This is a genomic window from Sorangium sp. So ce448 (genome assembly GCF_051520915.1).
GTDB lineage: Bacteria > Myxococcota_A > Polyangia > Polyangiales > Polyangiaceae > Sorangium > Sorangium cellulosum_B.
In genome coordinates, this window is record NZ_CP150343.1 from 13,050,202 (window position 1) to 13,066,859 (window position 16,658).

The following is a 16,658-nucleotide window of genomic DNA, read 5'->3' on the forward strand; positions in this document are numbered from 1 at the left end:
CAACCAACATCGCATCAATGTCGCCTCACTGAGGCCCACCGCGTTTCGCGCGCGGTACTCCAACGTAGGGGGCAGAGGAAAACGTACGACGGCGCAGCGTTTTTACTATGCCCTGGAGACCTTTACGGCTCTCCTTTAGGTTTGGTGGATGCGTGGCCAGGTGTGAACCGGTTGCAGTGCGAGACCTGAACAGCAGAGGTGAATCAGCGCGATGAGGGAGGAGGCGCCGTGAAGGCCGTACGACCGTCGCGTAATGGTGCGCACCTTGCCATTGGTGCCTTCCGAGCGTGCGTTCGACAGCCCGCTTGCGACGTAGGCGACGATGCCATCGAGATGGCGACCAATTGTTCGCGCCGCTTTGGCGAAGGGCTTGAGGCCCGAGCGCGTCGCCCACGATATCCACTCTTCGAGCTTCGCCAGTGCGACATTCGGTTGACGCCGATCGAGAATGGCAGCGAACGACTCCTTGAGCAAATAGGCGCGGTAGAGCGTCGCATTCGCCTTCGGCAGTTCGGTCAGCTTCGCTCGCTCGATTCCAGTCAGGTTCCAAGGGTTTTTCTGCAGCGCGAATCGGGTGTGCTTCAGCGCGCTGCGCTCTTCTGGATCTTCGATCGTTCTCACCTCTGCACGGCGTACTTCGTCGAGCGCGTCATGAACCAGCCGCTGGACATGAAAGCGGTCGAAGATGATCTGCGCGTTCGTCGCCGACTCCGAGACCGCCGAGATGTACGCGTTCGACATGTCGATGGTGACCGCCTGGAGGAGCGCGCACCGCTCCGAGCCGAGCTCTTGGAAGAAGGTCCGGAGCGTGTCGGCGTTCTTCCCCTCTCGCGCCCAGACCACGCGCCCGGTGACGTGGTCGACCACGATGGTCACGTACTTGTGGTGTTTCCTGTAGGAGAGCTCGTCGACGCCGATGTGCGTGAGCCCGTCGAGGATGTCGTGGGGCAGCCGTCGCTCGACCACGCGACCGATGATCGCGCCGACCGTCGCCCACGCGACGCGCATCATCGCCGAAACGACGGTCTTCGAGGCCATCTGCGCCAGGTACCCGACCGTCTCCTCGAAAGCGTGCGTGAACCAGCTCATCGGGTCGGCCCAAGGCACCATCTCGGTGGTCACTCCGCACCGCGAGCAACACAGCCGCCGCGGCGAGTACTGGAGCTCCAGCGACATGCCAGCGAGGTCGAGGTGACGCCAGCGACGCGGTTTCCGCTGGTCGTACACCTTCCTCACCTGGTGACCGCACCCTCCGCAGCGAGGGATCTCCGTGGTCGGCTCGACGTCGCAGACCAGCCCGTCCGCCGTGAATTGCGCGCCAGTGACGCGAGTGAACTTGATTCCGAGGACATTGTTGAGCAAAGTGGTGGCGCGCACGGCCGATCGGGCTCCATGGGTTGGTGTGGTAACCCCCGAGGTAGCCCGTCGGCTGTGCGCGTTCCATCCCCAATCGCACCGTGCCCCTCCTGAGCCGGGGCCGCCTGCAACGCCGCGGGCGCCAGGGCGAGGTCACGCCGCCGCGCATCCACCAAACATCTCGGAGAGCCACCTTTACCTACCCAAGTCGCCCAGTTTTGCTCGATGCGTACAATGGCGGACGTTGCCTCGCTCCTTGGCACGAGCCCCGGATCGTTGGCGCATCAACTGTATGTACGAACTCCCTCTTATCAATGTTTCTACATTCCGAAGAAAGCGGGCGGCTCTCGAGAGATCAATGCTCCACAGGAGCCGATAGCGACCTACCAAAGAATAATCGCGAGCATTATTTCGGCGATTTATAGACCGCATCGGGCTGTGCACGGGTTCTGTCCGGATCGGAGCGTGGTCACCAACGCTCGACGTCATGTTGCCCGTCGCCTGGTTTTAAATTTCGATATACGCGATTTCTTTCCTTCGATCCCTTTCGGCAGGGTCCGTTGGGCGCTAATGCGACCTCCATTGGGATTAAATTCGCGGGTTGCTACCATTGTTGCGCAAATTTGCTGCTTTCAAGGGCGGCTGGCGCAGGGAGCGCCATCATCGCCCGTTCTCTCGAATCTCGTGTGTCGGAGGCTGGATCATCAGCTGTCGCGCCTGGCCGTCTTGGCGGGGTGTTCATATACGCGATACGCAGATGATTTGACACTGTCAACTCGGGATGCATCATTTCCAGCTGCGATTGTCGCTAATTCCGGGACTACGCCGCCAACGTTGAGCGCTGAGATCGCCGAGATCCTCCGGCAAAGCGGCTTTCACATAAATCCGGAAAAGACGAGGATCCAGGGGCCGGCCACGCGCAAGGTTGTGACCGGGTTGATTGTCAACGCGCGCCCTAATGTTCCTCGTGCATATGTTCGCGAATTGAGGGCAGCTCTGCACTCGTGGCGACGACATGGTGAATCGGCGGCCGATGCTCGCTTTGCAACAGTGTATGCCTCTGTAGCCGCTCCGCAGACCGCGTCTTTCCCCTGGCCAGATTCGGTTACACGCTACGCGACGCCAGATGAGGGCCGTGCCCTCGCCGAGCGAAGAGGAGCGAGCGATGCCAGGAAGCAGGGAGCTGGTACAGCTGCGTGCAGAGCTGTCGAGGTATCGAGAGCAGAAGAGCCGTGGGAAATTCCCGAGCGAGCTGCGGGAGCGAGCCGAGGCCTACGCCAAGGCGCGCTCCCGCTCGGGGGCAACACCGACCGAGATCGCCACGGAGCTCGGTGTCCACAAGATGACTGCCGACCGATGGGTGGCTGACGGTGAGCGCGCAGACGAGGGTGCGTCGCCAAGAGCCCCCAAGGCGGCTCAGCAGGTTCCGTTCCTACCCGTCGTGGTGCGCCCGGAGCGCCGCGAGGCGCCCCCTTTGCGGCTCAACGTCGCGTTTGCCGATGGGACGCGGATGCAGGTATGTGGGATAGGCGCGCGCGAGCTCGTGGAAGCGATCGAAGCGTTGCGGAGGGGACGGTGACCCCCGCGACGATTGCCGTCTATCTGGCGGTCGGTCCAGTGGACTTGCGTGGCGCGTTCGACCGGCTCGCCGCGATCACCCGGCAGGTGCTTTGCCTGGACCCGGCCAGCGGCGCGCTGTTCTTGTTCCTCAACAAGAGGCGCAACCGGCTCAAAGCCCTTTGGTGGGATCGCAATGGATACACGATCTTGTATAAACGTCTCTCGAAGGGTGCATTTGCTCTGCCTTCGTTCACCGAGGCCGACGGCAAGTGTATCGAGCTGTCAGCACAGGACTTCGCGCAGCTGCTCGCCGGTCTGCCTGTAGATGAGCTGGCAAGCCGCCGCCGGCTGATCCACTGAGGCGTCTGCGCCGGCGCTCGTTCACCGCGCTGCCGGCGCCAGCGCGGCCCGATGGCGGCCGGCGCAGCCCGATGCGGAGATGGAGCAGGGCGCGCGCTGCATCGCGCCCGAAGACCTCGCGAGAGCGCGCCGCCGATGGCGCACCATGGCGGTCCTGCATTCCCGTCTTCGACGAGAAATTCTCATCAAAACCAGCGAATTTTCTCTGCACAAGGTACTTGTCAAGAGCAAGCGCAGGGGGCATCCATGGCGCGCCTTGACCTCGACGACACGCCCCGGTGAGACCGCGCTGCCGCAGTCGGCGGAGACAGAGCGCCTTGACGGCGCGGCGCTCGTGCTCGGCTATCTCCAGGCCAGGGGACAAGGACAGGGGAGCCCCGCTGGCCCCGCGTCGGTGGTCGACGCGCTGCTCCGGCGGGTGCAGGAGCTCGAGGCGAGGCTGGCCGAGCTCTCGACGGCGGAGCAGCAGGCCCAAGAGCTCGCTCGCAGCGTCGCGTCGCTCAAGGCGTACAATCAACAGCTGCAGGAGACGATTCGGACCCTGGAGATCGGATTCCGGCGCCACGTCTCCGAGCAGGTCTCGCCTGACCAGCTGCGGCTTTCGCTGGCCGGGGAGCCAGGTGCCTGTCCGGCTCCGACTTCGTCGCAGGCCGAGAGCATCGACGCCGCGCCCGAAGCGGACCCGGGCGAGGCCAGCAGCCCGCCGCCGGGCTCCGCGAGCCCACCGGAGCACGCGGGGACGGCAGAATCCTCCTCCGGCTCCGATCCCGGAGGTGGCAAGCCAGTCAAGCGCCACGAGCACGGGCGCCGCCGCATCGGTGTCATTCCGAGGGTGATCATCGAGTCGCTGCCGCAGGAGGTGCTGCTCAAAGGCCTCGAGCGCTTCGAGCGTGTGGGCGCCGAAGACAGCTCGAGCATCGGCTACCGGCGAGGCGGCCTCCTCGAGCTCGTCACGCGTCGCCTCAAGTACGTGGCCAAGGCGGAGGCACCGGCGGCGAGCAGCGCAGCTGAAGAGGAGCCAGCTCCTTCGCCAGCCGCCGGGCCGGTCTTGAATCACAAGCGCGGCGAGCCGCTCGTCGTGCAGGAGCACGAGCTCCTGGGGATCCCCGCGGACACGTCCTTCAAGCAAAGCCCCTTCGTCGACGGCGTCCTTGTACGCTACACGCCCGAGTCGGACGCTGCGGAGGACAGCGGACCGGTGAAGATCGCGTCGCTGCCGGAGCGCCCGATCGACAGGTGTCTTGCCGATCCGAGCCTCTTGGCCCATCTGTTCGTCCACAAGCTCGACTACCACACGCCGTACTATCGGCAAGAGGTGGAGTCGGATCGCCACGGCTTCCGCATCGGCCGCGGCAACATGACCCGCTGGCAGTACGAGTGTGGCGGCATCGCGATGCGCATCGCCGATGCCATCTGGAGCGACGCCCTCTCGCGGTCGTGGTTCGCCATGGATGCGACGGGCACCGCCATCCGGGCCAAGGACAAGCACCGCTATGGGCATGTCTTCGTCCTGGTCGCGCCCGGCGATGGGGTGCTGTTCCGCTATACACCGACGTACGACGGCCCCACCGTCGCGAAGCTCTTCGGCGGCTACCAGGGGACGCTCGTCGCCGATGCCTCGGCCAACCACAACGTGCTGTTCGGGCCGGGCAAGGCGCGCGAGGCCGGCTGCTGGAGCCATGCACGAAGGCGCTTCTTCAAGGCGTTCAAGGCCGGGGCGGGCAAGGAGGCGGCGTTCGCGCTCCAGACCCTCCAGGCGCTCTTCCGCGTCGAGGAGGAATGCGCCCTGTGCAGCCCGGACGAGCGCCTCGAGATCCGGCAGCGCAAGTCCGCACCGCTGATTGAGAAGCTCTTCGCCTGGGTCGAGGCGCAGCGGCAGGTCGTCCCGGAGCATTCGCCGTTGCGCGAAGGGCTGGTCTATCTGCACAACCAGAGGGAGGCGCTCTGCGAGTTCCTCTCCAACGGGGAGATCCCCATCCACAACAATGCCTCCGAGAGGGCACTGCGCCGCGTCGTCAAGGGACGGCGCAACTGGCTCTTCCACGGCAGCGACGAGCACGCTGTCCGGTCTTGTGCCATCTCGTCGCTCATCGCGACCTGCCAGATGCACGGGCTCGACCCCGAGCTCTACTTGCAGGAGATCCTGACCGTGGCTCCGAGCTATCCGCTCAGTCGGTATCCGTTCGGCGACCTGCATGCTGTCCTGAGGCCCAAACGCTGCGTAAAACCCTGCGCCGGAGGTGTCGATGGACGAAAGCAGAAGCACCTGGCGCGATCGAGTGACGCGCTGGCACAAGAGCGGGCACTCAGCCCGCGTGTTCGCGGAGCAGGAGGGCGTCAACGCCGGGACGCTCTACTCCTGGAGCCGCCGACTGGGGATGAAGCGGAGCGAGTGCCGGCAGCGCCCAGACGCGGCGAAGCTGCCTTCATTCCTCCCGGTGGTGGTAGCCTCCCCGGAGGCGACGGCGCTCTCCTCGGGCGCACCGCTTGAGGTCGTCCTGCCCGACGGCGCGGTCGTCCGCGTCCCGCCGTCGTTCGACGAGGTTACGCTGGCGCGCGTTGTTCGTGCGCTCGGGGGGGCGCGATGATCCCTGGCCGCGTCTCGATCTACGTTGCCACCGAGCCGCTCGATCTGCGGCGCTCGTTCGATGGTCTCGCTGCCGTCGTGCGCGAGGTGCTGCGACAGGACCCGCTCTCCGGAGCCCTGTTCCTCTTTTTCAACCGGGCGGCCGACCGCTGCAAGGCCCTTTGGTGGGACCGCAGCGGGTACTGTCTACTTTACAAAAGGCTTGAGCGCGGGGCATTCCGAGCCCCGCGTGCCGTCACTCCGGGAGCCACGAGCGTCATCATCGACGCCGCCGAGCTCGCGAAGATCCTTGAAGGCATCGCCCTTGCGCCTTCGAAGTTGCGGAGAGCGGTCCCGTTCGCCGAGACCGCATCGCCTCCGGCGCTCTGATCCCACCTGACAGCTTCGCACGCTCCCGGGTAGCACCCACGGTTGCATTGCATCGAGCGGCGGAAATTTTCCTCAACAAGCCCCTTCAAAAAGCAGGAGCTCACGAGTACTTACAGCGCCGTGAGCAAGCCGGTCGAAGAGCAGATTCGCGAGCTCAAGGACAAGCTCGCACGCGCTGCCCACGAGCGGGACGAGTACCGCAAGCTCTACGAGCTCGCCAGCATCGAGCTGGAGCGGTTTCGCCGGCACATCTTCGGCCAGAAGGCCGAGCACGTCGACCCAGCGCAGATGCAGCTCGCCTTCGACGCGATCTTGCAGATGCTCGCGGGCGCCGGTGCGCAGCCGGACGCGGGCGCGACCGGCTCGCCAGACGGGCGCGATGGCGCGGCGCCGAACGGCTCCTCCGGAAGCGGGGACAAGGGGCGTCAAGCCCGCCCGCACGGGCGGCAACGCCTGCCCGAGCATCTGCCGGTCGAGCGGATCGAGCTGTTGCCGCCGGAGGCGCAGGACGAGCGCGCAACCGCGCTTGTCCGCATCGGCGAGGAGGTATCGGAGACGCTCGAGTGGCGGCCCGCGAGCTTCGTGCGGCTGCAGATCGTGAGGCCGAAGTTCGCGGTCAAAGGTGAGCCCGAGCAAGGCATCACGATCGCCGACGTCCCCGACAGCCCTGTTCCGCGCAGCCTCGCCGGTCCGGGTTTGCTCGCGCACGTGCTGGTGAGCAAGTACGCGGATCACTTGCCGCTTCACCGGCTGGAGAAGATGTTCGAGCGCTGGGGCCTTCACCTCTCGCGCTCGACGCTGTGCGGCTGGGTCGAATCGTGCGCCAACAAGCTCGCGATCCTTGTCGGGGCGATGGCCAAGGACGCCCTGAACGCGCACTGTATCGCCATCGATGCCACCGGCGTGCTCGTGCAAGCAAAGGACAAGTGCCGGCGGGGCCACTTCTGGGTCTTGGTGGCGGACCGAGAGCACGTCCTGTTCCGATTCACGCCGCACCACAACCAGGATGGCCCGAAGGAGTTCCTTCGCGGCTACAAGGGCTATGTCCAGGCCGACGCCTCGAATGTCTACGAGCAGCTCTTCCGCACCGAGCAGGTGACCGAGGTCGGTTGCTGGGCGCATTGCCGGCGGAAGTTCTTCGAGGCGATGACCTCCGACCGGGAGCGCGCGACGGTAGCCATCGGCTTCATTCGCAAGCTCTACGCGATCGACAAGGCGACGAAGGAGCTGCCTCCGAGCCGTCGAACCGAGCAGCGCCGAACGGATGCCGAGCCCGTGCTCGTGGCCTTCCGCGTGTGGCTTGAGACAGAGGACCTGCTCGTCCTGCCGAGGAGCCCCATCGCTGGCGCCATCGGCTATGCGCTCAACCAATGGACCGCGCTCAATCGCTTCCTCGAGGATGGTCGGCTCCGCCTGGACAACAACCGGAGCGAGCTTGAGCTCCGCCGTGAGGCCGTGGGCAGGAAGAACTGGATCTTCGTGGGCAGCAAGGACGGTGCCGAGTGGAACGCCACCATCGTGTCGCTCATCGCCTCCTGTGCGCTGCACGGTATCGAGCCCTGGGCCTACTTGCGCGACGTGCTGATCCTGCTGCCCACCTGGCCGCCTGAGCGGATCATCGAGCTCGCTCCCAAGTCCTGGAAGCAGACCCTCGAGAACGCCGACGCTCGGCAGCGGCTCGCGGCCAGTCCGTGGCCCCGGGCGCCGGCCGCGGCGCCCAGCTGATCGCAGCTCAGCGTCGCCGTCCGATGTGGCGGGCACGGACGCCACCTTGCCGCCCGCCGGGCGCGCCGCTCGCCGGCTTTGGCGCGCTGGCGACGCCTCGTCGATGCTCGCGCGGTCGACGCGTGGCTTCCGGCGCCTTGTCGACGACTCGGCCGAGGCATCGGTGGCACGTGGCTTCGCCGCGGCGCGCTTGCGGGCGACGTGCACGCGGGCGGCGACCTCGGCGTCGACCGCCGCTTCCTCCGCTCGCTGCTGGGTCCAGCCACCCTTCCTCGCAGGCCGCTCTTGCTCTCGCATCGCGCCGCGAATCTACGGCGACGGCGCGCACCACGCGAGGATGGGGTCTACAGAACGCATACCTCAGTCGCATCCTCGACCTGAGTCCCAAGAACTGGGTCGCGACGCGACAACGCCTCATCGCCGAGGGGCGGCTCAAGTACCTGGACCTGGCTCGGATCACCGGCTCGCGGCTCGCCTTCCGCGACCGCTGATCGCGCCGCGTCGCCCGCTTCCGTCGCGCCCACAGCGCTCGTCGCGTCCGGAGCGGCCGAGACCGGCGCGCGTCCTTTCCGCGCCGAGGTGCGTCGGCTCGTCGAGCCGGTGCTGTCGTCGCTTCGCCCGGCCGCCGTCGAGCTCGTCCTGGCGGGGCCCCTTCGGGTCGCATCGCTTCGGCGCTGCTTGTCCGCGTCTCGCGTCGGCCGCCGTCCGCTCACCTCCTCTGCGGACGGCTGGGCGGCGCTCTTGCGGCGCCGCACGCCGGCGGCCTCCGTCGCTCCCGAGCGCTCCTGCTGCCCGGCCGCGCGACGCGGGCGCCCGGTCGCGCGGCCGGGGGCGTCCTCGCGGCCTGGCCACGCGACGTGCGGCGCAGACAGCTTCAGCACCGCCGTCGTCAGGCTCGGGACTTCGACGCCTGCGTCCCCGCTCCGTCGCTCCGTCATCGCACCGCGACTCTACGCACGGGGCCGCCTTCCACAAGCACGCTTCGGAACGCGTTCTGCGGAGCGGCTACCGCCGAGGTGCGGGAGCGCGTTCTCACGAGCGCCAACCTTGACGAGCTGGATCGCTGGATCCCGTGGCGGCGGTGGTAAGTGAGTGTTCGCGCGCCTCTCGGCGACCCAGCGACCCGACGAGAGCTGGCGGATCGGGGCGGAGGTGAAGCGCGCCGGAGAGATCGGACCTCCTCGCCGCCCGCGCCGCCCGGCGCGGCCGCGCCGGAGGTGGCGCCCGAGGGCGCGTCTCTCACCGGGCAACACCGCGGGTCAGAGATCCTGCCGGGATGTCGTGCTTCGGCGATACGCCGAACTTGCGCGTGTAATCGCGGCTGAACTGCGCCGCGCTCTCGTAGCCGACGTCGAACGCCGCCGCGGAGACCGAGAGCGTGCCGGCCCGCAACAGGCGGCGGGCCTCGAGGAGCTGGAGGCCCTTTCGATACTGGAGCGGTGACGACGCCGTGATCGCCTTGAAGTGCTTGTGAAACGAGGACGCGCTCATCCCGACGCTGCGCGCGAGCTTCGGGATCTCGACCGGCGATCGAAAGTCACGCCGCAGCTGTGCGATCGCGCGCGCGATGGCGCTGGCGTGGCTGTCACGGCGGATCAGGTCGCGCAACATGCCGCCAAACGGCGCTGTCGCGAGCCGGTAGTGGATCTCGCGCGAGACGAGCGGACCAAGCACCGCTGCGTCCGTCCGCGCGCCCGCGAGCGCGAGATAGCGGTGGAGCGCGTCGACGAGCCTGGCATCGCAGGTGTGGACCGCGATCGAGCGAGACTCCGCGGCGGAGGGAGGCGAGTCGGCCATCGCCTCGTATAGGTCGCGCAGCGTCTCCAGCTCGACATCGAAGAGCAGCACGAGGTACGGGGCCTTCGTGACGCGCGCGATCACCGGAAGGTCGTGGCTGATGAGCAGGCACTCGCCAACGCCCATCGGAAACGAATCGGCTCCCAGCACCGTTTCTTTTCGCCCCTGGAGCACAAGACCCATGACCGGCTCATAGACCGCGGCTTCGAACGATGTCGGCCGGTGGTGCCGGAGGATGCCGAGGCTCTTCAGCGGTCGCACGTACTGGCTGGCGCGGTCCTTCGGGCGAGGGAGCTGGCTTGCAGCGAGCTCGGCGAGCGCCGCCAGGTTCATGCGGAGAGCGTAGCACCATCACGCCTTCTTGTCCCCGTGAGAGGATCGAGCAAGAAGCAGAGAGCTACCGGCAAGCACCCCGCGACGTGCGGTCGTACAGTGGGCTCATGGCGAACAACATGCTGACGGTGCACCACCTCGGGCGTTCCCAGTCGGAGCGGATTGTCTGGCTCTGCGAGGAGCTTGGGCTCGACTATGCGCTGAAACGGTACGAGCGCCGGAAGGACAACAGGATGGCGCCGCCGGAATACAAGGCGCTGCACCCGATGGGGACGGCGCCGATCCTCACCGACGGGCAGCTGGTGCTCGGCGAATCCGGCGCGATCGCCGACTATCTGATCGCGACCCATGGCGAGGGGCGGCTCGCCGTACAGCGCGGCCAGCCTGGATTCGCCGACTATCTCTACTGGTTCCACTTCGCCAACGGGACCTTGCAGCCGGCCGTCCTGCGGGTGTGGTCTCTGGAGCGCGTCGATGCGTCCGAGAAGAGTGCGGCGCTGCAGGCGGCGAAGGAGCGGTTCGACCTGATCTTCTCCACGGTGGAGAAGCGTCTGGGTGAGGCGCCTTATCTCGCCGGTCCGGAGCTGACGGCGGCGGACATCATGACGGTGTTCTCGCTGACCACCATGCGGCTGTTCAAGCCGTACGATCTCTCGCCGTGGCCGAACATCCTGGCTTATCTGCAGCGGATCGGCGCGCGCCCCGCGTATCGGCGCGCGATGCAGAAGGCGGACCCGGACATGACGCCGTTGCTCGGGGCCACTCCATGATCGAGGGGGCCGTCGGCCGCGGACCCGATCCGCGGGCCTGGTGCCCAGTTGGAGCGAAACGCCGGGTCCCCGAATGTCCGGTTTCTCCAATCGGAGGCCGTGGGCGCGTGGCATGAACACCCCATGACCCACCTCGACGCCACGATGAGCCGCTCCCCGCTCCGATCGACTCCGCTGGGCAAGACCGGGCCCAGCGTCTTTCCCGTCGGCCTGGGCTGCATGGCGATGTCCGGCGCCTACGGCCCGGCCGAGGACGCCGAGAGCGTGGCGACGATCCGCCGCGCCATCGAGCGAGGGATCACCCTGATCGACACCGGAGACTTCTACGGCAACGGACACAACGAGCTCCTCATCCGGCGCGCGATCGAGGGGGTGCGCGACAAGGTCCAGCTGTCGGTGAAGTTCGGCGCGATGCGCGGCCCGGACGGCGCCGCGCTGGGCATCGACACCCGCCCGGCGGCCGTGAAGAACTTCGCGGCGTACAGCCTGCATCGGCTGGGCGTGGAGGTCATCGATGTGTACCGCCCCGCGCGCCTCGACCCTCAGGTGCCCATCGAGGACACCGTCGGGGCGATCGCCGACCTCATCAAGGCCGGCTTCGTCCGGCATGTCGGGCTGTCCGAGGTGGGGGTCGAGACGATCCGGCGCGCGAGCAAGGTGCACCCCATCGTGGACCTGCAGATCGAGTACGCGATCGCGACGCGCGGGCCCGAGGCGTCCATCTTCCCCGCGCTCGCAGAGCTCGGGATGAGCGCGACGCTCTACGGGGTCTTTGCGCGGGGGCTGCTCACCGGCAGCAAGCCCTCGGGAAAGGGGGACTTCCGGCAGTACATGCCGCGCTTCGCAGGCGAGCAGGGGGCAAAGAACGCGAGTGTCGTCGAGAAGCTCCACGCCTTCGCCGGCGAGCGCGGGATGACGCCGGCTCAGGTCGCGCTCGCGTGGGTGCTGGCGAAGCAGCCCACGCTGGTGCCGATCGTCGGGGCCCGCACGCGAGCCCAGCTCGACGACGCCCTCGTGGCCCTCGACAAGCCGCTGTCGGCAGGCGACGTCGCGGCGCTCGAGGGCATCGTGCCAGCGGACGCGATCGGCGGCACGCGCTACCCCGCCCAGCACATGAAGGTTCTCGACAGCGAGCGGTAGCCGATCGACGCGGCCACCCGCGTCGGCTTGAACGGCCGCACGAGAGGCGTAAGAGTGACGAACGTGGCCGCAGCGATGGATCTCCCCACCCTCACGCTCCCGCGCTTCGTCGAGGACGTCCGTGATATCGCGGCACCCCCCGGTCAGGTGTTCGACGTCGCGTGGCTTCCCGACGGCAGAACGGGCCTCTATTTTCGAGCGCTCGAGGGGGGGCGCGAGGGGGACGTGTGGGTCGCGGGCCCCCGAACGCACGCGATATTCAAGAGCAAGACCGGCCTCGCGCGGACGGTCACCCTTCGGTTCAAGCCTGGCTGGTCGGTTCCGCTGCTCGGCGTGGCAGCGAGCGAGCTCACGGACCGGATCGTCCCGCTGGAGGACGTGTGGGGCCGCGCGGGGCGCGAGCTCGGCGGTGAGCTGCTCGCCGCGAGGAGCCGCGCGGACGTGATCGACCGCGTAGCCCGGGCGCTCGCCCTTCGCGCCGGCCAACCCATCGAGACGGCATCGGGGCAGCTCGCCCGTCGTGCGGTTTGCCTGCTCGAAGGCGGCGAGGTCCGGGTGGAGCGTGTCGCCGATCGGCTCGGCGTCACGGCGCGGCATCTTCGCCGCGCTTTCACCGAGAACGTCGGCATCGGCCCGAAGGAGTTCGCGCGGACCGTCCGCCTGCAACGCGCTGTGCGAATGGCAGCGACCTCGTGCGACTGGGCGCGTATCGCCGCGGACGCGGGCTATTATGACCAGGCCCACCTCATCGCCGACTTCCGTCAGCTCGTCGGGCTCACCCCGGGCGCGTTCTTCAAACGCGCGGGCGGCTGGGTGAGCCCGTCATCCTTCTGCGATATCGATCACGACCCTGCCCGCGGCGGAGCGCGTCGCGATCGCCTCGTGGGCGTCGTGAGCGGTCCCCAGGGTGAAGCGACGGGGATCCAGCAGCGGCCTCAGCGCGCCGGCCTCGGCGAGGCTGTTCGCCTGGCGCAGGATGTCGCCGTGATGGGCTCGCCCCTTCCCGGTCAGCAGCGGCAGCAGCGTGAAGACGCCCGAGTAGGTCGCGCCGCGGAATGACAGCGGCGCGAGCGCGTGGGTCCCCCATCCCAGGCAGCTGACGACGTGGCCATGATAGCGGCGCACCGCATGGAACGAGGCGTCGAGGACGGCGCCGCCCACCGTGTCGTAAATGACGTCAAAGCCTTCACCGTCCGTGTGGGCAGCGACGTAATCCTCCACCGAGCTCGTGGCGTAGTCGATCGCCGTCGCGCCGAGCTTCGAGAGGAGCTCTCTCTTGTCCGCCGAGCCGGTCGCGAACACCTCCGCTCCGCGCGCTCGGGCGAGCTGGACGGCGACATGGCCGACGCCGCCAGCCCCCCCATGAATGAGCACCTTCTGGCCCGTGCGGACATTGGCCCGATCCACCAGGCCTTCCCAGGCGGTGATGAACACCAGCGGAAGCGCGGCCGCTTCGCGGAAGGTGAGGTTGGCCGGCTTGATGGCCAGGAGGTCGGCGTCCACCGCGGCAAACTCGGCGAGGGAGCCCTGAAGCCCGCCGACGCCGCCTGTCATCCCGTAGACCTCATCCCCCGGCTTGAAATGGGCGACATCGGGCCCCACCGCCTCGACGACGCCGGCGAGGTCGATGCCCAGCACGGCCGGCAGCGGCATCCTCGCGTGCGCCGCCTGGCCCGCTCGGATCTTGAGATCGAGCGGATTGACCCCGCTCGCCTTGATCCGCACCAGCACCTGGCCCGTGCCGGCGACGGGGCGGGCGACGTCGGTCCGTCGGAAGGGGGAGCCGACGCCGTCCAGAACGAGCGCATGCATCAAGGAGGTGTTCACGGTCGTCATTAACGATGTTCCTCGCGGTGGGTGGAGCTGACGCCTGTACGATAGATCGAACGAAAATGAACCGAAACACGCGATATCGCACGTGCGCCGCGCGGTCGTCCTCCTGGCGCAGGACGGCGGGGTCGTTGCCCGTGGGCCCGCCGCGAGCGCCGTGGCCGTGCTCGGCTGCGGCGCCGGAGGGCTCGTCGCCCGCCGGCGGCGCCCGGTGAGCCGAGCGCGCAGGCCGGATCGCGCTATCCCAGGAGATGGAACCGCAGGAACCCCAGGAGGCTCCTGATCGTCTCTCGCGAAGCCCCGCTGTCGTCGAGCAGATCGAACGCGTGCGGCGCCGCGGCGTGGTTCACGAGCGTCACGGGCAGGTTGCGGGCCAGCGCGCCGGCGACGAAGTCATCGATCGTTTCGTTGAGGTGAGGCATCCTGTCCTGTCCTGCCCTGGCGATGAACAGGGGCAGGTCCGGAGGGAGGTCGTCGATCGACTTCCCGGCGCACGGGTTGACGAACCGGAACTGCGCCGCGGCCTCCGCGACGCGGGTGGACGCACCGAGATCGAGCATGAAGCCGTAGCAGAGGGCGGCGCACCGCAGCGAGCCGCTCGGTTCCCGCATCAGCGCCGACAGGGCCATGGGGACGTTGCCGGAGCAGGCCCACAGGCCGATCCGGCCCTCGTCGATCCCGAGCGTGGCGGCGTTCTGCCGGAGGTGCTCGAGCAGCGCGTGGAGATCGGACGGCTCCCGGTTCGTGTAATTGATGCCCACGAGGCCGGATGCGGCCACCAGCCGTGCCCACGAAATGGACTGCCCTATCTCCTTGCGTTTGCAGCCGAACACCGACTCGAACCCCGGATCCGGATATCCGGACACGAAGACGACGGCTGGCGCCCGCGCCACGGCCACCGAGGTTGGTGGAGCGTAGAGGTCGAAGGTCAGGGCGCCTGCGTCGGTCGCCTGGTACGCGATGTCCCTGCGGAGGATGACGGCATCCATGCCGGGGATCTCGAGGACCGCCGTCCTCTTCATCATCTTGTCTCGCTCGGATTCCTGGCTCATCTGTGCCTCTCCCTTGCTGCGCTCTAGCACGACGAAGCTCAGCGCTTGACGGCCGCCGGGTCAACCTGGGCCGCGGGGGCGGACGCTCGCGCGCGGCGGAGCCCCCTGGCCGGTCACTCGACCACCCGGACCGCAGCGTCGAGCCGGTTGACGCCGCTGGCGCCGTCCCACGACGCGCCGCTCGAGAGCCGGATGGCGTAGCGCGGGTCGTCGCGCAGGCGCTCGGATGCGTCGGGCAGCCACAGGCCGAGCTGGTAGTCGCCCGGCGGGAGATCGGCTGGAATCTTCGCCTCCAGGCACATCTCGCTCTCCTCGCCGGGAGCCCAGCGGCGCGGATCGGCGTCGATCTGGACCACGCGCCGCGCTTCGCCCTGCTGGAGCACGAGGTAGACCGGTCGCGGGTTATAGGCCCGGGCGTACCCGTCGTTGAACACGCGCAGCCGGAGGGACAGCGGCTGCCCGCGCGCGACCCGCTCGGGCGACTCGTGCTCCATCACGACGAAGCGGTACCCGAGGCGGCAGGCGATCGTCTCGAAGCAGCCCCCGGATCGCCAGTCATCGAGCACGTCGGGATGATAGTCGGTGTTGATGAAGCTGAAGTGGTGCGCGGACAGCTCGGCGAGCGCCGAGGCGCACTCGCTGCGCGGCGGGTTGCGGCCGCAGGTCTCGCCTCCGACGGGCGTGAACGCCGAGTCCGCGGCGGCATAGGCCTTCTCGCCGGGGAGCTGGTAGGTGCCGACGTCATCTTCGCTCGCGAGGAAGCAGTCGTTCAGGTGGCCGACCCGCGAGAGCGGCGCTCCGGAGAACGCCGTCTCCTCGGTCAGCGGGCCGCCGTACGCCTCGAGCTTGTGCGAGGGGCGGCGCGCGAGGGTCATCCGGTTCGCGGGCAGCGCCTGAAGCAGCGCGTCGAAGATCTGCTTGCGGCTGTCTGGACGGGTGAGATCGTTCGTCGAGGAGTGCCACTCGCCCCAGGCGCCGACGAAGCCGGGGTGCAGCACGGCGATGACGTCGGCGTTCGCCTCCAGGACGGGCTTGAGCTGGTCGATGTGGGACAGCACGCGGCCGAGCGGCGCGTCGTCCTCGCCGATGTCCGTCGCGTAGTAGAAGCGGGGGAGCACCTTGAGCCCCGCCGAGCGCACGGCGGCGAAGCTCTCGTTGAGCTGGTCGATGAGGGGCTGGTCGATGTCCCGCGCGCGGTAATCGTCGATGAGCGCCTGACCGTAGATCAGCGTGTATCCCTCGTCCCGGAGGCCAGCGACGGATCCGAGGCTCCGAAGATCCCTGAAATGGAAGACGCCGCGCTCGGGGTTGAGCACGCCCTGGCACTCGGCATCACCGGAGGGATCCGCGCCCGTCGCGAACAGCCTGGGCGCGTAGGTGCGCCTCACGATGGCGCCGCTCGCGCCGCAGCTGCCCGGCGGGGGGACCGCGCCGCCGCCGCTGCCGGAGCTGCCGCCGGCGGCACCGCTGCCGGAGCTGTCGCCGGTGCCGCTGCCGCCGCCGCTGACGGAGCCTTCCGCTGCCGCGCTGGACGTCAGCGAGTCGACCGGGCTGCCGCCGGAGCCAGCGCCGCATGCCGTCGCGAGCGCCAGGGAAAGACAGGGGGCGCCGCCGCGAAACAGGCGCGACAGGACATGGGATGATGACCGGATGCTCTGGTGATGCTGGTGACGCTGGTGACGCATAAGCAATCTCCTCTCCCGCCGTGAATCGACGAGGCTTCATGGCCCGACCTCTGGGGCACGCTGTCCAGTGAAGGGTCGAGGGGATTGCAGGGCC

The 16,658-nt window shown here is 68.1% G+C and carries 13 protein-coding genes and 2 pseudogenes; 10 read left to right on the plus strand and 5 right to left on the minus strand.

Features of this window, described 5'->3' with window-relative positions; translation table 11 throughout:
• Window positions 1–135 precede the first annotated feature (135 nt).
• The gene (locus tag WMF45_RS49080; protein WP_437710533.1) at window positions 136–1,377 is read right to left on the minus strand and encodes an ISL3 family transposase; all 1,242 of its coding nucleotides are present in this window, start codon (window positions 1,375–1,377) and stop codon (window positions 136–138) included.
• 213 nt (window positions 1,378–1,590) lie between these two features.
• Here WMF45_RS49080 and WMF45_RS49085 point away from each other — a divergent pair, with 213 nt between their 5' ends.
• The 7 genes and pseudogenes from WMF45_RS49085 (at window position 1,591) to tnpC (WMF45_RS49115) (ending at window position 7,957) form a co-directional block, all read left to right on the plus strand.
• The gene (locus WMF45_RS49085) at window positions 1,591–2,724 is read left to right on the plus strand and encodes a reverse transcriptase domain-containing protein (RefSeq protein ID WP_437714115.1); all 1,134 of its coding nucleotides are present in this window, start codon (window positions 1,591–1,593) and stop codon (window positions 2,722–2,724) included.
• Window positions 2,609–2,935, plus strand: a complete 327-nt coding sequence (locus WMF45_RS49090; RefSeq protein ID WP_437719664.1) for a helix-turn-helix domain-containing protein — start codon at window positions 2,609–2,611, stop codon at window positions 2,933–2,935. The genes WMF45_RS49085 and WMF45_RS49090 overlap by 116 nt, the downstream gene beginning before the upstream one ends.
• Window positions 2,932–3,276, plus strand: a complete 345-nt coding sequence (tnpB, locus tag WMF45_RS49095; RefSeq protein ID WP_437714117.1) for an IS66 family insertion sequence element accessory protein TnpB — start codon at window positions 2,932–2,934, stop codon at window positions 3,274–3,276. The genes WMF45_RS49090 and tnpB (WMF45_RS49095) overlap by 4 nt, the downstream gene beginning before the upstream one ends.
• A gap of 145 nt (window positions 3,277–3,421) precedes the next feature.
• Window positions 3,422–5,413, plus strand: a pseudogene (gene tnpC / locus WMF45_RS49100) (IS66 family transposase); the annotation flags it as partial.
• A gap of 109 nt (window positions 5,414–5,522) precedes the next feature.
• Window positions 5,523–5,864 carry an IS66 family insertion sequence element accessory protein TnpA gene (gene tnpA, locus WMF45_RS49105; RefSeq protein ID WP_437709629.1) on the plus strand — a complete coding sequence of 114 codons (342 nt, stop codon included), beginning with the start codon at window positions 5,523–5,525 and terminating at the stop codon, window positions 5,862–5,864.
• On the plus strand, window positions 5,861–6,232 hold the full coding sequence (gene tnpB, locus WMF45_RS49110) for an IS66 family insertion sequence element accessory protein TnpB (protein ID WP_437709627.1): 372 nt from the start codon (window positions 5,861–5,863) through the stop codon (window positions 6,230–6,232). Before tnpA ends, tnpB (WMF45_RS49110) begins: the two co-directional genes overlap by 4 nt.
• Before the next feature lie 42 nt (window positions 6,233–6,274).
• Window positions 6,275–7,957 (plus strand): IS66 family transposase, encoded by a 1,683-nt coding sequence (tnpC, locus tag WMF45_RS49115; protein WP_437709625.1) that lies wholly within the window; start codon window positions 6,275–6,277, stop codon window positions 7,955–7,957.
• Between the two features lie 1,239 nt (window positions 7,958–9,196).
• Here tnpC (WMF45_RS49115) and WMF45_RS49120 read toward each other — a convergent pair.
• Window positions 9,197–10,087, minus strand: coding sequence for an AraC family transcriptional regulator (locus WMF45_RS49120; protein ID WP_437714118.1), 891 nt, complete (start codon window positions 10,085–10,087; stop codon window positions 9,197–9,199).
• Window positions 10,088–10,206: 119 nt separating this feature from the next.
• Between WMF45_RS49120 and WMF45_RS49125 the strand changes: the two genes are divergently transcribed.
• From WMF45_RS49125 to WMF45_RS49135, 3 genes and pseudogenes are all read left to right on the plus strand, one after another.
• A complete protein-coding gene (locus WMF45_RS49125) occupies window positions 10,207–10,857 on the plus strand; it encodes a glutathione S-transferase family protein (protein WP_437719665.1) in 651 nt (216 codons plus the stop codon).
• A 123-nt stretch (window positions 10,858–10,980) separates the two neighbouring features.
• Window positions 10,981–11,997 carry an aldo/keto reductase gene (locus WMF45_RS49130; RefSeq protein WP_437714120.1) on the plus strand — a complete coding sequence of 339 codons (1,017 nt, stop codon included), beginning with the start codon at window positions 10,981–10,983 and terminating at the stop codon, window positions 11,995–11,997.
• Between the two features lie 75 nt (window positions 11,998–12,072).
• Window positions 12,073–12,786 (plus strand): annotated as a pseudogene (locus WMF45_RS49135) (helix-turn-helix domain-containing protein); the annotation flags it as partial.
• A 33-nt stretch (window positions 12,787–12,819) separates the two neighbouring features.
• On the opposite strand, the gene WMF45_RS49140 reads toward WMF45_RS49135, so the two are convergent.
• From WMF45_RS49140 to WMF45_RS49150, 3 genes are all read right to left on the minus strand, one after another.
• Window positions 12,820–13,833, minus strand: coding sequence for a zinc-dependent alcohol dehydrogenase family protein (locus tag WMF45_RS49140; RefSeq protein ID WP_437714121.1), 1,014 nt, complete (start codon window positions 13,831–13,833; stop codon window positions 12,820–12,822).
• Window positions 13,834–14,066: 233 nt separating this feature from the next.
• Entirely contained in the window at window positions 14,067–14,879 is an 813-nt protein-coding gene (locus tag WMF45_RS49145; RefSeq protein ID WP_437714123.1) for an alpha/beta hydrolase, read from the minus strand.
• Between the two features lie 113 nt (window positions 14,880–14,992).
• Window positions 14,993–16,564, minus strand: coding sequence for a DUF4832 domain-containing protein (locus WMF45_RS49150; RefSeq protein WP_437714125.1), 1,572 nt, complete (start codon window positions 16,562–16,564; stop codon window positions 14,993–14,995).
• Between the last annotated feature and the right edge of the window lie 94 nt (window positions 16,565–16,658).